Genomic DNA, 14158 nt, shown 5'->3' on the forward strand with positions numbered 1-14158 from the left:
TATAAAGAGACAAGAAGGCACTAAAGGAGGCTGTGGTTGTAAGCAATCACAGCCTTTTGCGTCTAAGAAACTAACAGTTAAGAATTTTTTTGATTGATTATGAAGTTAATTCTTTTAGTTTAAATATTGTAAAAATTAATCAAAAGATATAATATGGTGTATACATACTTAATTAATTTAATTAAGTTAAAGGTTATTAAGATCTGACCTTGGTAAAGTCGATGATCTGTTATATTTCCACCCCAAACTACTTAAATCGAGGTGTCAATCATGAAAGATATTTATCAAGATATCCAAAATTTACTGGAATACGGCTATGCGAATGCACTGTTTGGGTTAGACGATTCAATTTATGTTAGAAATCGTGTTCTTTCTCTTTTAGGGCTTGATGAGTGGCGAGAATGCAATCATACAAACTCCTTGCCACCTTTGGTAGAAATTCTGAGCAGTATTCTTGATTGGGTGTACGATCATGGCGGTCTTGCATCAAATACGGTAACTGAACGGGATATCCTTGACACAGAAATCATGAATTGTCTCATGCCACGTCCCTCTGAAGTTATTCGACTATTTAAAAATCATTATGAGGACAATCCAGAACACGCGACTAACTATTTCTATAAAATGTCGACTGCTTCTAACTATATTCGATCGGACCGGATTGCTAGAAATAAAGAGTGGAAAGCAGCTACTCCTTACGGTGATATCGATATAACGATCAATCTATCAAAGCCGGAAAAGGATCCGAAAGAAATTGCGAAATTGAAGGAAGCTCCTCCTTCTTCATATCCAACTTGTCTTTTGTGTATTGAAAATGAGGGGTATAAAGGTACTCTTAGGCATCCTGCAAGAGCAACTCATCGAACAATCCCGATCGTCTTAAATCAAGAAGAATGGAGATTTCAGTATTCTCCATATGTTTATTACAACGAACATAGTATTGTTTTTAGGCAAGAACATACACCTATGAAAATATCTAGAGCCACATTTGATCGCCTTCTAGACTTTGTTGATCGGTTCCCACATTACTTCATTGGTTCAAATGCTGATCTCCCAATTGTCGGCGGTTCTATTTTATCGCATGACCATTTTCAAGGAGGCCGATACACATTTGCGGTTGAAAGGGCGGAAATGTTAGAAACAGTCCATCTCGATAAATATCCATCCACAAGGATTGGTATCGTGAATTGGCCTATGTCAGTTATCCGAATCCAAGGGGCTAAAGAAGATGTGGCGAATGCTTGTGAGCATATTTATGAGAGTTGGAAAAAGTATGCTGATCTTGAGGCTGATATTGTTGCATACACAGGAAACACTTTACACAACACTGTAACACCTATAGCCCGTAGACGGGGCGATTTATATGAAATGGACATTGTCCTAAGGAATAATCGCACAACAGAGGAGTATCCGGATGGAATCTTCCACCCACATCGAGACCTCCATCATATCAAAAGGGAAAATATTGGGTTGATTGAAGTGATGGGACTTGCTGTGCTACCGGGGAGGCTGGCAACGGAATTGGAACAAATAGCCGAATACCTTGTGAAGCCGATACAAAAGGAAAAGTGGGATCCGGCGCTGGTAAAACACTGGGACTGGTACGAGGATATGTGTCAAAGGTTAGACACTGTAACGAAAGAAAATGTAATGGAAATCCTTCAGAAAGAAGTGGGGAATAAGTTTCAACGCGTTCTTCTCGATGCTGGTGTGTTTAAAACAACGCCAGAAGGAAAACAGGCTTTTATAAAATTCTTATATTCACTTTAGAAAATAGATGGAGTATTTCATATAAAACATGAAGTCTACTATATTTTGCTTTTTGCAAATAGGAAGGAGGAGCATGAATGGATGTAAATCAATTAAAAGATTTATTTTATCAAAAATATGGAAAAGAAGAGGAATTACGCGTGTACTTTGCTCCAGGTCGTGTAAATTTAATTGGGGAGCATACGGATTATAATGGAGGGTATGTTTTCCCGGCTGCGCTGACATTTGGAACTTGGGCTATGGTAAGTCCTCGCAATGATGGAATATACCATTTTCGCTCTGCCAATTTTGAGTTAGATGTGAGTTTCCATATCTCGGAAATCGCATATAAAACAGAAGATGACTGGGCGAACTATCCAAAGGGGGTTCTTAAGGAACTGCTTGAAATCGCCGGTCAAGCGAGTGTCAGTTGCTATACAGGGGCAAATGTACTGTTTTACGGGAATATTCCAAATGGAGCTGGGTTATCTTCTTCTGCTTCTATCGAACTTGTGACAGCGCTTTCCTTGAGTGAACTTGCGGGAATGGAGATTCCAATGGTAGAGCTTGTAAAGCTTGGACAGCGTGCAGAAAATCGCTTTGTCGGTGTCAATTGCGGCATTATGGATCAGTTTGCTGTAGGGATGGGCAAAAGAAAGCATGCGATTAAGTTGAAGTGCGATACGCTTGAATATGAGTATGTTCCTGTGAGAATTGACGGCTACAAACTTGTCATCATTAATACGAACAAGCGAAGAGGTCTAGCGGATTCAAAATATAATGAGCGCAGGAGTGAGTGTGAGGAAGGGTTGAAAATAATCCAACAAGAATTACTTCATGTTCAGTCATTAGGAGATATTAGCATTGATGATTGGCAAAGCATTCAGCATCTTGTCAAAGATGAAGTCATTCGTCGTAGAGTAGAGCATGTAGTCATGGAAAATGAGCGGGTTATTTCTGCGATGGAAGCTCTTGAGAAAAATGATCTAGATTTGTTTGGGAATTTAATGAAGAAATCCCATGAATCCTTACGTGATTTATATGAAGTGACAGGAATCGAGTTAGATACTTTGTTTGAAGAGGCGGCTAAAGTCGAAGGCTGTATTGGCACAAGAATGACGGGGGCTGGTTTTGGAGGGTGTAATGTTAGTCTTGTGAAGAATGAGGCTGTCACATCATTTACAGAGATAGTAGCAAGTAATTATACAGCTAGAACAGGAATCAAGCCAACTTTCTATATATGTGAAATTGGTGACGGTACAAAAGAAATCGTTGAGGAGGAATAGGGGATGGCGATTTTAGTAACTGGTGGAGCGGGTTATATTGGCAGTCACACAGTATTAGAGCTATTGAATCAAGGTGAAGAAGTGATTGTTATTGATAGCCTAAGAACTGGCCACGAACAATCCGTTGTAGGAGGCCAATTTTATCAAGGCGATCTTCGTGATCGCAGTTTTCTAAGCCATGTTTTTGAAAGCCATGAAATTGAAGCTGTTATTCACTTTGCGGCAAGTTCGTTAGTTGGGGAGAGTGTCTCACATCCATTAGATTATTATGAAAATAACTTAATTGCTTCTCATACACTTGTATCTACTATGCTTCGGCATGGTGTCAAGAAAATTGTGTTTTCATCTACTGCAGCTACTTATGGAGAACCAAAACAGATTCCGATCAAGGAAACCGATATGACTAATCCAACAAGTCCATACGGTGAAACCAAACTGGCAATGGAAAAAATGTTCAGATGGTGTGATGGTGCGTACGGACTAAAGTCTATTTCTCTGCGCTATTTTAATGCGGCAGGTGCCCATCCGGACGGAAAGATTGGGGAAGACCATCAACCTGAGAGCCATTTAATCCCGATTATCCTTCAAGTTGCTTTAGGAGAGCGGGAGTCAATCGGTATTTTTGGTGCTGACTACCCTACTGATGATGGAACCTGTATCCGAGATTACATTCATGTGATGGATCTTGCGAATGCACACTGGCTCGCCCTTCAGCATTTACGCATAAGCGAGGCGAGTGAAGTATTTAATCTTGGAAACGGAAAGGGTTTTTCAGTAAAAGAAGTCATCGAGACAGCTCGGAACGTGACTGGACATCCAATCCCTGAGTTGGTAAGCCCAAGGCGTGCAGGTGATCCAGCTGTATTGATTGCATCCTCAAAGAAAGCACAGGCTATCTTAGGATGGAAGCCGAGGTTCAACGACTTGGAAACCATTATTGAAACCGCATGGAACTGGCATCAGGCCAATCCCAATGGTTACGAAGATAAAAAGTAGGGGGGAGAAATATGGAAACGAAAATGGCAACACCGCTTGAGAAAGTGGAACATTTTATTAACGAGAAAAAGATTGACGGCGTGTTTTTCCGAAAACGAAGCAACTTTGCCTGGATCACTGGCGGGAAGGATAACCATATTGTCAATACAACAGAAAACGGTGTCGCAGATTTATTAATTTTTGCTGATGAAAAATACTGCATTACTTCAAAAATGGAATCAGCGCGAATTCATGACGAGGAGCTTTTAGGACTTGGCTATGAATTTATTACCCTAGAATGGTATGAAGATCAGGACGCCATTGTACAAGGACTAACTGAAGGGAAAAAAATCGCCAGCGATGTACCGAGCGGAGACTTCCTAGATTTCGGATATGAGCTTACTAGCCTTCGATACACGCTTACTAGTGATGAGATTGATCGGTACCGTTGGCTTTCCAAACAGGCAGCGATGGCAGTTGAGTCAACATGCCGTGAAGTTCAACCAGGATGGACGGAGTTTGAGATTCAGGCTCATCTGGCAGAAAAAGTTATCAAAGAAGGGATTAATCCCCAACTCATTCTGGTATCAACCGATGAACGAGTATTTAAATACCGCCACCCGATTCCAACAGAGAAAAAATTAGCTAATTATGCAATGATTGTTCTTTGTGCGGAAAAATGGGGGCTCGTCGCAAACGTTACTCGTTTCGTTCATTTTGGTGAACTGCCTGCAGAACTAAATGAAAACAAGCAAAAGCTAGTTCAGATTGATGTGGCGATGAATGCAGCTACAAGACCTGGAGCCGCTATCAAGGATGTACTAAAGACAGCGTTTGCTAAGTATGAGGAAGTAGGATATGGCGAAGACTGGCGCTTTCTGCATCAAGGCGGGCCAACGGGTTATGCGAGCCGAGAATTCCTTGCAACTCCAAATGCAGAAGGAACAGTTCTGGAAAATCAGGCATTTGCTTGGAATCCTGCCATCCGTGGCATTAAATCCGAGGACACATTCCTTGTCGGCAAGGAAGAAAATGAGTACCTTACTTACACTGGGGAATGGGTATATTTAAGGGTAAATTACAATGGTGAAACGTATGTACGACCGGATATTCTGGTACGCTAAATCAAGAACATGAAAAACCGGCCATAGGTATGGCCGGCTTTTCATGTGTATCGTAGCCTGTTCAATTGGATGGCTTTATTTAATAAGAGAATATGAGATGTTAATTATTGCTAGGGGTTGCAAACAATTGAGAAAGGATTAATGCAATCGCACCCATGACAGTGGCGTCCTCTCCAAACTTTGAGATGATGACCTCCGTCTGCTTCGCTGAATCGGTCAATGCACGCTGTTCAATCGTCTCCTTTACGCTTTCAAGAATAAATTCCTTGGCATTTGAAACCCCTCCGCTAATCACAATCCGTTTTGGATTTACGATATGAATTAAATTCGTAACTCCCACACCAAGATAACGTCCTGCTTTATTTAATACATTCTGGCTTAACAGGTCTCCAGCTAATGCAGCCTGATAAATGACTTCACCATCGATTTCGTTTTCCTTGTTTTTAAGGATACTAGATTCTCCAAGTTTCAATTCTTTATTGAGTCTTTCAACAATTGCGGGACCGGAAGCGAATGTTTGTAAGCACCCATAATTGCCGCAAGTGCATTTCGGACCATTAAGATCAATGACCATATGGCCGATTTCTCCACTAATATAGTGTTCGCCCCTGAACACTTGTCCATTGATAATGATTCCAGCACCAATTCCTCTACCGACATTAATACAGACAATACTATCATTACCATGACCATTTCCAAACCAAAGTTCCCCAAGGCTCATGGCCCTTGCATCATTTTCAACTTGAACCATCATTTGAAATTCTTTTTCTAGGACATCTTTAACACGGATATTTTTTAATTTTAAGTTGGGAGCAAAGATGGAAACACCCTGATCAACATCAACAATCCCGTGCATCCCAATTCCGATCCCGATGATCTTGTCACGATCTATTTGTTCATTCTTTTGGATGGTATAGATAGACGTAATCATTAAATCAAGCAGACCTTCATTTGTTATGGAGTCTGGTATAGGGTGAATCTGTTTTTTTCGTATTCTGCCATTTATGTCGGTCAGTAAAATTTTGAGATGATGGGAACCTATATCGAGGCCTATAACATGAAACATTTCACTGTTCAACGTTAGTAGTGTCGGTTTTCTGCCCCCACTTGAAACACCTAAGGAGGTTTCAATGATCATTTCTGTTTCAAGTAGCTCCTTTACAAGATTGCTAACGGTTGGAGGAGTAAGTTTTGTAGTTTTTGCAATATCGGCTCTCGAAATGGCCCCTTTTTTACGAATGGTATTCAAAATAACGGATCTATTTAAAGACTTCATTAATTGGAAGCTGCCTGTTACAATATTGGGTTCCATTTCCTTGCCTCCTGAATGGCATATATAGTTAATTAAATATAATTATAAACTATAATGTTATAAACGGCAAAAAGGTTTATTAAGCGAACGATATAGTTTTGCAATAGTTAGATCAAGAAGTGCAAAAAATGGTAGGTTTCAATTGATTCAAGTATCTTCCCATACGATGCTCATCGCGGTTTTCAGAAACGATCCATCCACGGTTCATAACAGCTTTAATCATGATAGATGTCTAAACAGCTTTTTGTCCTCTATCTGATGAAATGAACATATTCATAATATCTGCACAGATAAATGGTAAAAACAAAGTAAAAAACTTCGCCATCCTTCATAAGCCTAAACCGAATAAGACAAGCAACATAGACTATCAAAAAGGGAGATATTTCGATAAGCAAAATCAATTTGTTTCTTATAAGCTATGCTCCAGCTTTTTGTATGAAGGACATGGGGACGGGCTTCGCAACTTACTACTATAACCAATCTACTTTGCAGATATACGGATTTTATCGAGAAAGCATCCGAAATTCCGGCTACGCACCGCCACCATTTTGATAAGGTGAGTGTAGCGTGCCATAGGATGGATCCTTCATAGTAAATGGTGGCGTTTTAACGTCATAGGAGTTTTGTATAATGGGAGGTGTAAAAATGATTAACTGGAAAGTACGTTTTAAAAATCCAATCTTTATTTTTACTGTATTCATACCTGGCGTTTTAATTCTTGTACAAATGATTGCAGCATTTATTAACACATATATTCATCCTATTGGTTTTTCACTGACTGAAGATGCGATGAATGGATTGTTGGGGATTGTTAACTTTATTGCTCTTACGTTCTTTGGTATAGGTAGTGTGATTGATCCAACTACGAAAGGATTAAAGGACAGCGAGAGAGCAAAACAATATGACCAACCTCAGTAATATGTTTTAATACTAGAAAAATCACTCTAATTTAGTATGGGTGTAGTCCATAGTATTTTAGCAATAAGATAAGTGGCTACACTCTTATCAGATGTCTAGGCGTGCCAAACCTATCATGTGGTCGAGTTCTATCGATAACATGATAGGTTCGACACGCCTTTTTTATTGTTTAGGAAAACCAATATACATAATTTAATATGTGGATATCTTAGTTGGTCTATCTGCATCCAGTACAAGCAGCCAATCACTCGAGAACAAAAACCTTTAGGTTGAACCAAGGTACTTGTGCTTTTATTTTTGGTTCCTATGTTGGATGTAAATGTTCTGTAAATTGAAATTTACACAGTCTTATTGTGGGAATGATTTTTGCTTAATATTTGTTTTGTATATTCATAGTGTAATACAAAACAAAAACAAATATCTTCTGGAGGGAAAACAATGTCTTGGAATCGTAATTGGAAAAAAGGAATAATAGGTGCAATGGCTATATCAATGTTAGCGGCGTGTTCATCAAACGATACTTCTAAAGGTCCAAGTGCAGGAAAAGAAAGTAATTATAATGATTTGACATTGACTCAAATAGAAGAAAAAGCAAAAAAAGAGGGCGAAGTTAATTCAGTTGGGATGCCGGATACGTGGGCAAACTGGGGTGAAACTTGGAGCGATTTAGAAACAAAATATAAACTAAAACATTCAGATACAGATATGTCCAGTGCTGAGGAGTTAGCTAAATTTGCAGCAGAAAAAAAGGATGCGACAGCTGACATTGGTGATGTTGGAATTGCCTTTGGACCGATTGCAGAGGAACAAAACTTAACATTATCTTATAAAACGTCTTATTGGGATGACATTCCAAAATGGGCCAAAGATGATAATGGAGACTGGGTTGTTGGCTATACAGGTACGATGGCCTTTATTTCAGACAAGAATAATGTGAAAAGCGCCCCAAAATCATGGGACGATTTAAAGAATGGGAATTACAAAGTGAGTATTGGTGATGCGTTAACAGCAAACCAAGCACAATTTGCTATATTAGCAGCTGCGTATGCTTTCGGTGGAGACGAAAAGAATATTCAACCTGGTATTGATTTCTTTGCGGAATTAGCAAAACAAGGTCGTTTATCGGCAGGGGATCCAAGTGTTGCTAACCTAGAAAAAGGTGAAATTGATGTTGCTTTACTTTGGGATTTTAATGCATTAGGCTATCGCCAACAAATTGATGCAAAGCGTTTCGACATAACGATTCCGGAAGAGGCATCTGTAACATCTGGCTATGCAACGGTTATTAACAAATATTCGAAGAACCCGCATGCTGCTATGTTAGCTCGTGAATACATTCTTTCGGATGCAGGGCAAGAAAATTTAGCAAAAGGGTATGCACGCCCAATTCGCGAAAATGTGAAGTTACCAGAAGAAGTTAAATCCCTGCTATTACCAGAAAATATGTATAAAAATGCACAGCCTGTTGGCGATCAAAAAGCTTGGGAAGATACAACGAAAAAGATTCCTCAAATGTGGCAAGAGCAGGTGTTAATCCATGTCAAATAATCGTTTAATTATGATCGTAGTAGACGCGCTTCGTTTTGAGACGGCGTGTTCGCATATGGGATTTATGCAACATCTTGTTGAACAAGGGAAGGTCGCACGTTATGAAGTGAAGTCGGAAGTACCTTCACTATCTAGGCCGCTTTATGAAACCATTTTGACTGGAACACCCCCTTTAGTCCATGGAATCGTCGGTAATGGAGTCGTTCGATTATCGACGCAAGAAAGTCTGTTTCATCTAGCTAGACGCAGTGGGAAGACAACCGCTGCTGCGGCTTATTATTGGGTGAGTGAACTGTATAATCATGCGCCGTTTCGTCATGGTGTCGATCGAATTCAATTGGCCAAAGATGCACCGATTGAAAATGGGCTGTTTTATTTTGAAGATCATTATCCAGATAGTCATTTATTCGCTGAAGCACAGTGGCTTGTTTCTGAAAAGAACCCAGATTTTCTCTATATTCACCCGATGAATGTAGATGATGATGGCCATAAATTTACAGCTAACTCTGTGCAATATCGAAATCGTGTTTTAGCTACAGATGCCCTATTGGCTCTTACCTTGCCAAAATGGATGGATCTCGGTTATGACATCATCGTAACAGCTGACCATGGGATGACAGTTGATGGGAATCACGGTGGGAATACAACAAATGATCGCCATGTTCCATTATTTATTGCTTCTAAAAAAGTAAAGCCGATTGTTCAAAATCAGATTGTTTCACAGCTGCAAATGGCTCCACTTGCTTGTCATTTGCTCGGAATCCATCCATCAGAAGCGATGGTCCCTCTACTCATACCTGGCCTAGTCGACTAAGGAAGGGAGACATCATGAACATGTCTGGAAAAAAAGGAGTATTGCTCATATTAGTACCATTCGCTTTGTTGATGACGTTCTTTTTTCTCGTACCGCTTACTTCTATGTTAATTAGTAGTTTTTCAAATAGTGATGGATTTACGTTCGAACATTATCAAGAAGCGTTATCTAGTTCTTATATTCTACAAGGGTTTAAAAACAGTTTAGCTTTGTCTGTCGTGTCAGCGTTCATCGCGTTAGTCGTTTCGTTGTTAGGCGTATACGCGATGACGAATTTTTCCGAACCAGTACGGGAAAGGATATTAATTTTATCTAATTTAACATCTAATTTTTCAGGTGTACCGCTTGCGTTTGCATTTATTGTTTTGCTGGGAAATAGTGGTTTATTTACATTGGCGCTTGATTCATTTGGCTGGGATTTATCTTTTTCTCTTTATAGCTGGTCAGGGCTATTGCTCATCTATATTTACTTTCAACTCCCGCTTTCGATCATGCTTCTCTATCCAATTTATTATGGAATTCAGCAACAATGGAAAGATGCCGCTGCGTTATTAGGTGCTTCACCGCTCATGTTTTGGAGAAAAATCGGCCTGCCCATTATACTTCCTGGTATTGCAGGGACATTCACGATTTTGTTCGCCAACGCGATGGGTGCGTATGCCTCTGCATATGCTTTAACAGGAAGTAATTATAATTTAGCAGCCATTCGTATTGGATCGCTTATTTCAGGGGATATCTTTGCGCAACCAGAATTAGCGAGTGCCATCGCCGTCTTACTTGGTGTAATTATGATTATCGGGATGTTACTGAGTGAATGGCTTATCAAGAAAACGAGAAAGGATTTGTTGAAACGATGAAGAAATTTACAATCGTCATGCTAATCCTAATCGGTATCTATTTAGCTTTACCGATTCTTGCGACAGCGTTATATGCATTTTCAACAGAATGGAATAAAACCATTTTACCAGAAGGATTAACGTTCGAATGGATTCGTACCCTATTTCAAGATACTCGCTTTGTAGAAGCGTTCGGCAGGTCTGTTCTTCTTTCAGGTGGTGCTGTTTTCATCTCGATTTTGTTTATTGTGCCAGCCATTTTTGTCATTGTTCTATACTTCCCAGCATTGGAAAAATGGTTTCAGGCAAGTGTTGTGATGGTATATGCCTTCCCAGGTATTATCTTATCAGTCGGTATCATTCGGTTTTATTCAGGGACGAGTCTACCCATGATCCTCGCTGTGACAGGAGTATATGTCATTAGTGTACTTCCGTTTATGTATCAAGGAACACGAAATAGCTTACGTAATGTACAAGGTCGGCAATTGATGGATGCGGCGGAGTTATTAGGAGCCTCAAAAATGGATGCTTTCCGAAAAGTATTGCTACCATCGGTTTATCCAGGATTATTTGTCTCAAGCCTATTATCCTTCTCTGTTTTATTTGGTGAATTTGTTTTGATTAACCTCGTTGTTGGTTCACGATTCGAAACGGCTCAGATTTATTTAATGACGAAATTAAGTACAAGTGGTCATATTGCGAGTGCGATTGTGTTTGTATACATCGTGTTGATGGGTATTCTGACGTTAGTGATGGCGACAGTAATGAAAAAGGCGAAGGGAATGAGACGAACATGAGTAATGTTGTATTAAAAGACGTTCATAAACAATATCAAGATACACATGTTCTTTCTGGAATTGATATGAACATTGAAGACGGGGAGTTTGTCACGTTACTTGGCCCGAGTGGCTGCGGAAAAAGTACGATCCTACGCATTTTATCCGGACTAACAGATGCAACGGGCGGCAATGTGATGATAGATGGAAAAGACATGAAGAAAGTCCCTCCGAAAAATCGGCAAGTAGGTATGGTGTTTCAATCCTATGCTTTATTTCCGAATATGACCGTGTATGAAAATGTAGCATTTGGTTTGAAAATGCGCAAAGAACCAGCAAAAGAAGTGGCAGAACAAGTAGAGAAAATGATCAATCTCGTTGGTTTACAAGAGAAAAAAGAGGCATATCCGCATGAGCTTTCCGGTGGGCAGCAACAGCGGGTTGCACTTGCTCGTTCCCTCGTTGTTCGTCCGAAAGTACTGTTGCTCGATGAACCATTAAGTGCACTGGATGCTCAAATCCGTAAACATTTGCAAGTTGAACTTCGAACGATTCAACGTGAGCTTAAAATGACCATGATTCTCGTGACACACGACCAAGAAGAAGCAATGACCGTTTCTGATCGAATTTTCGTTATGAATCAGGGGGGAATTGCACAAGAAGGAACACCTTCTGAAATTTATACACAGCCTAAAACTGAATTTGTTGCTAATTTTATTGGTCGGTATAATGTTTTTTCAAAGGAACAACTAGGAAAGTTAATAGGGAAAAATGCAGTAGTGTCTGCAGATAAATATGCCATTCGTCCAGAATCCATTCATTTACAACCTCAACCCTCTGCTTACAAATTACATGCCATTGCTGGCGATTCTATTATGAATGGAAATGTGATTCGTACAATTTTTCATGCAGACAATAAGCAATTTACAACGGAACAATTGCATCACCAAGCCTCTGCATTTGAAAAAGGTGTGGAGTATCCATTATTCGTAGCGTCAGAGGATGTTATTGCTTTATCATGAATGAATTAAAGGAAGAACGCCAACGTCTAATTATTCAATGGGTAAATGAGGAGAAACGTGTATCTGTTGCAAAACTGGCGACAACCTTCTCGGTTACGCCAGAAACGATTCGCCGGGACCTGACTGAGCTAGAAGAACAGGAACGGTTAACTAGAGTACATGGTGGAGCTGTTTTATATACAAAACTAGAAGAAGAACAGATTTTTTTACGAAAGCTTGATATGAATCGGGCAGAAAAAGAACAAATTGCTATAGTGGCGACATCGCGTATTAAAGATGGTGATACAATCGCCATTGATGTTGGAACGACAACCGTTCATATAGCTGATTTTATTCAAAACGTACAGAACTTAACGGTTGTGACGAATTCGCTTGCAGCAGCCGATCGTTTTAATCAAGCGATTGAAGAGAAAAGAATGACAGGAAAGGTCATTATGTTAGGTGGCTTGACGAACCCTGCACAATCTTCTGTCTCGGGTGCTATGACACTTGAGTGGTTAAATCATATGCATGTGGATCAAGCGTTTATTTCCTGCGGGGGAATCGTGGCAGATACGATCTATGATTATGATTTAGAAGAGTCGCTTGTATCCGCGAAAATGATGGCAATCAGCAAGAAGAATATTTTGCTTACGGATTCATCGAAAATAGGCGTTCCGTCTTACTTTTCATTCGGACAGGCTAGTCAATTCGCTGAGGTAATAAGTGATCAATCTTGTCCGAAAGAGTGGCAAGAATGGTATAAACAATGGACTATAACAAAGAGGGGTCGAGTGGAATGCTAATCGATTATCACGTACATCTAGAAGAAGGACCTTATTCATTTGCTTGGCTCGAACGTACGGCGAAAGCAATGGAGCATTTTCAAACTAATGAAGTACTGGAGCATGGTTCCAGAGAAAAAATTGAAAATCAAATGATTCAGCTTCAAAAGCGATTAAACGCCGGATGCTATAGTGAAGAGTGGTTGGATTTATACTTGAAAAAGGCCAAGCAAATCGGTCTGAAAGAAGTCGGGATTGTCGATCATTTGTATCGTTTTAAAGAAACAAAAAATTATTTTGAAAAAGCGTTAAATTTAGATTCGACCGATTCAATCGGGGAACTGCAAGCAGATTGGTTAAAGAATGTCATGACGGAAAAGATGGATGATTTCGTTGAATCGATTATAGCTTCAAAAAAACGTTGGGAAAAAGAAGGTGTCTCATTAAGGCTAGGGATTGAAGCGGATTATTTTGTCGGACAAGAGCAGGAACTTGCAGCACTTTTAGAAGGAAAGCCATGGGATTATGTGATCGGTTCTGTTCATTTTGTGGATGGATGGGGATTTGATAATCCACAAACCGCATCTCGTTTTGAAAAGTTGAATTTAGAAGCACTATATACACGTTTTTATGAAACGGTTGAAAAGATGATTCGATCTAATATGTTTGATTTTATTGCCCATTTAGATAATTTAAAAGTATTTAATTTTAAAGTGAATAATGACTCCTTTAATCATAAATGGTATGAACGGATTGCTGAAGCATTAAAAGAGACGAATACTGCCACAGAAGTGAATGCGGGTTTATACTATCGATATCCAGTTAAAGAAATGTGCCCATCTGTTGATTTTTTAACAACGATTGTGGGGAAAGGTGTACCTATTACTCTTTCTTCCGATTCACATTTTCCAGATGATCTTGGGAAATATGTGGCAGAAAACAAAAAGTTGTTGCAACAAGTAGGCGTCTCACATGTAGCAACCTTTAACCAAAGAGAAAGAATTTTAGTGCAGAACCAGTAAAATGGTTCTGTT

Annotated in this window: 13 protein-coding genes; 12 read left to right on the forward strand and 1 reads right to left on the reverse strand. The window is 39.6% G+C overall.

The annotated features are described in order from the left end of the window. Nucleotides 1-270: 270 nt before the first annotated feature. From galT to AC625_RS01940, 4 genes are all read left to right on the forward strand, one after another. Nucleotides 271-1770, forward strand: coding sequence for a UDP-glucose--hexose-1-phosphate uridylyltransferase (galT, locus tag AC625_RS01925; protein WP_049679747.1), 1500 nt, complete (start codon nt 271-273; stop codon nt 1768-1770). A gap of 77 nt (nt 1771-1847) precedes the next feature. Beyond that, nucleotides 1848-3035 (forward strand): galactokinase, encoded by a 1188-nt coding sequence (locus tag AC625_RS01930; protein WP_049679748.1) that lies wholly within the window; start codon nt 1848-1850, stop codon nt 3033-3035. A gap of 3 nt (nt 3036-3038) precedes the next feature. Next, on the forward strand, nt 3039-4031 hold the full coding sequence (gene galE / locus AC625_RS01935; protein WP_049679749.1) for a UDP-glucose 4-epimerase GalE: 993 nt from the start codon (nt 3039-3041) through the stop codon (nt 4029-4031). A gap of 11 nt (nt 4032-4042) precedes the next feature. Continuing rightward, a complete protein-coding gene (locus tag AC625_RS01940) occupies nt 4043-5134 on the forward strand; it encodes a M24 family metallopeptidase (protein WP_218971209.1) in 1092 nt (363 codons plus the stop codon). A gap of 100 nt (nt 5135-5234) precedes the next feature. On the opposite strand, the gene AC625_RS01945 is transcribed toward AC625_RS01940, so the two are convergent. Continuing rightward, nucleotides 5235-6446, reverse strand: coding sequence for an ROK family transcriptional regulator (locus tag AC625_RS01945; RefSeq protein ID WP_049679750.1), 1212 nt, complete (start codon nt 6444-6446; stop codon nt 5235-5237). Between the two features lie 645 nt (nt 6447-7091). On the opposite strand from AC625_RS01945, the gene AC625_RS01950 reads away from it, so the two are divergent. From AC625_RS01950 to AC625_RS01985, 8 genes are all read left to right on the forward strand, one after another. After that, entirely contained in the window at nt 7092-7364 is a 273-nt protein-coding gene (locus AC625_RS01950) for a phage holin (protein WP_082191229.1), read from the forward strand. 438 nt (nt 7365-7802) lie between these two features. Further along, nucleotides 7803-8912: an ABC transporter substrate-binding protein gene (locus AC625_RS01955; protein WP_049679752.1), complete on the forward strand. Its 1110-nt coding sequence runs from the start codon at nt 7803-7805 to the stop codon at nt 8910-8912. After that, nucleotides 8902-9726 carry an alkaline phosphatase family protein gene (locus tag AC625_RS01960; protein ID WP_049679753.1) on the forward strand — a complete coding sequence of 275 codons (825 nt, stop codon included), beginning with the start codon at nt 8902-8904 and terminating at the stop codon, nt 9724-9726. The genes AC625_RS01955 and AC625_RS01960 overlap by 11 nt, the downstream gene beginning before the upstream one ends. 20 nt (nt 9727-9746) lie before the next feature. Beyond that, nucleotides 9747-10583, forward strand: coding sequence for an ABC transporter permease (locus AC625_RS01965; protein ID WP_049683542.1), 837 nt, complete (start codon nt 9747-9749; stop codon nt 10581-10583). Continuing rightward, entirely contained in the window at nt 10580-11359 is a 780-nt protein-coding gene (locus AC625_RS01970; RefSeq protein ID WP_049683543.1) for an ABC transporter permease, read from the forward strand. Before AC625_RS01965 ends, AC625_RS01970 begins: the two co-directional genes overlap by 4 nt. Next, complete coding sequence (locus AC625_RS01975; RefSeq protein ID WP_049679754.1) at nt 11356-12360, forward strand: ABC transporter ATP-binding protein; 1005 nt, start codon at nt 11356-11358, stop codon at nt 12358-12360. The genes AC625_RS01970 and AC625_RS01975 overlap by 4 nt, the downstream gene beginning before the upstream one ends. Continuing rightward, nucleotides 12357-13145, forward strand: a complete 789-nt coding sequence (locus tag AC625_RS01980; protein ID WP_049679755.1) for a DeoR/GlpR family DNA-binding transcription regulator — start codon at nt 12357-12359, stop codon at nt 13143-13145. The genes AC625_RS01975 and AC625_RS01980 overlap by 4 nt, the downstream gene beginning before the upstream one ends. Next, nucleotides 13139-14146 (forward strand): histidinol phosphate phosphatase domain-containing protein, encoded by a 1008-nt coding sequence (locus AC625_RS01985; protein ID WP_049679756.1) that lies wholly within the window; start codon nt 13139-13141, stop codon nt 14144-14146. Before AC625_RS01980 ends, AC625_RS01985 begins: the two co-directional genes overlap by 7 nt. Nucleotides 14147-14158: the final 12 nt, after the last annotated feature.

This window comes from Peribacillus loiseleuriae (assembly GCF_001183985.1).
Lineage (GTDB): Bacteria > Bacillota > Bacilli > Bacillales > DSM-1321 > Peribacillus > Peribacillus loiseleuriae.

Excerpts from the sequence above, each read along its gene's own strand:
- AC625_RS01940 (WP_218971209.1), top strand. The coding sequence starts at position 4,043 with ATGGAAACGAAAATGGCAACACCGCTTGAGAAAGTGGAACATTTTATT.
- AC625_RS01985 (WP_049679756.1), top strand. The coding sequence starts at position 13,139 with ATGCTAATCGATTATCACGTACATCTAGAAGAAGGACCTTATTCATTT.
- AC625_RS01965 (WP_049683542.1), top strand. The coding sequence starts at position 9,747 with ATGTCTGGAAAAAAAGGAGTATTGCTCATATTAGTACCATTCGCTTTG.
- AC625_RS01930 (WP_049679748.1), top strand. The coding sequence starts at position 1,848 with ATGGATGTAAATCAATTAAAAGATTTATTTTATCAAAAATATGGAAAA.
- AC625_RS01980 (WP_049679755.1), top strand. The coding sequence starts at position 12,357 with ATGAATGAATTAAAGGAAGAACGCCAACGTCTAATTATTCAATGGGTA.
- AC625_RS01975 (WP_049679754.1), top strand. The coding sequence starts at position 11,356 with ATGAGTAATGTTGTATTAAAAGACGTTCATAAACAATATCAAGATACA.
- galE (WP_049679749.1), top strand. The coding sequence starts at position 3,039 with ATGGCGATTTTAGTAACTGGTGGAGCGGGTTATATTGGCAGTCACACA.
- AC625_RS01955 (WP_049679752.1), top strand. The coding sequence starts at position 7,803 with ATGTCTTGGAATCGTAATTGGAAAAAAGGAATAATAGGTGCAATGGCT.
- galT (WP_049679747.1), top strand. The coding sequence starts at position 271 with ATGAAAGATATTTATCAAGATATCCAAAATTTACTGGAATACGGCTAT.
- AC625_RS01945 (WP_049679750.1), bottom strand. The coding sequence starts at position 6,446 with ATGGAACCCAATATTGTAACAGGCAGCTTCCAATTAATGAAGTCTTTA.
- AC625_RS01970 (WP_049683543.1), top strand. The coding sequence starts at position 10,580 with ATGAAGAAATTTACAATCGTCATGCTAATCCTAATCGGTATCTATTTA.
- AC625_RS01950 (WP_082191229.1), top strand. The coding sequence starts at position 7,092 with ATGATTAACTGGAAAGTACGTTTTAAAAATCCAATCTTTATTTTTACT.
- AC625_RS01960 (WP_049679753.1), top strand. The coding sequence starts at position 8,902 with ATGTCAAATAATCGTTTAATTATGATCGTAGTAGACGCGCTTCGTTTT.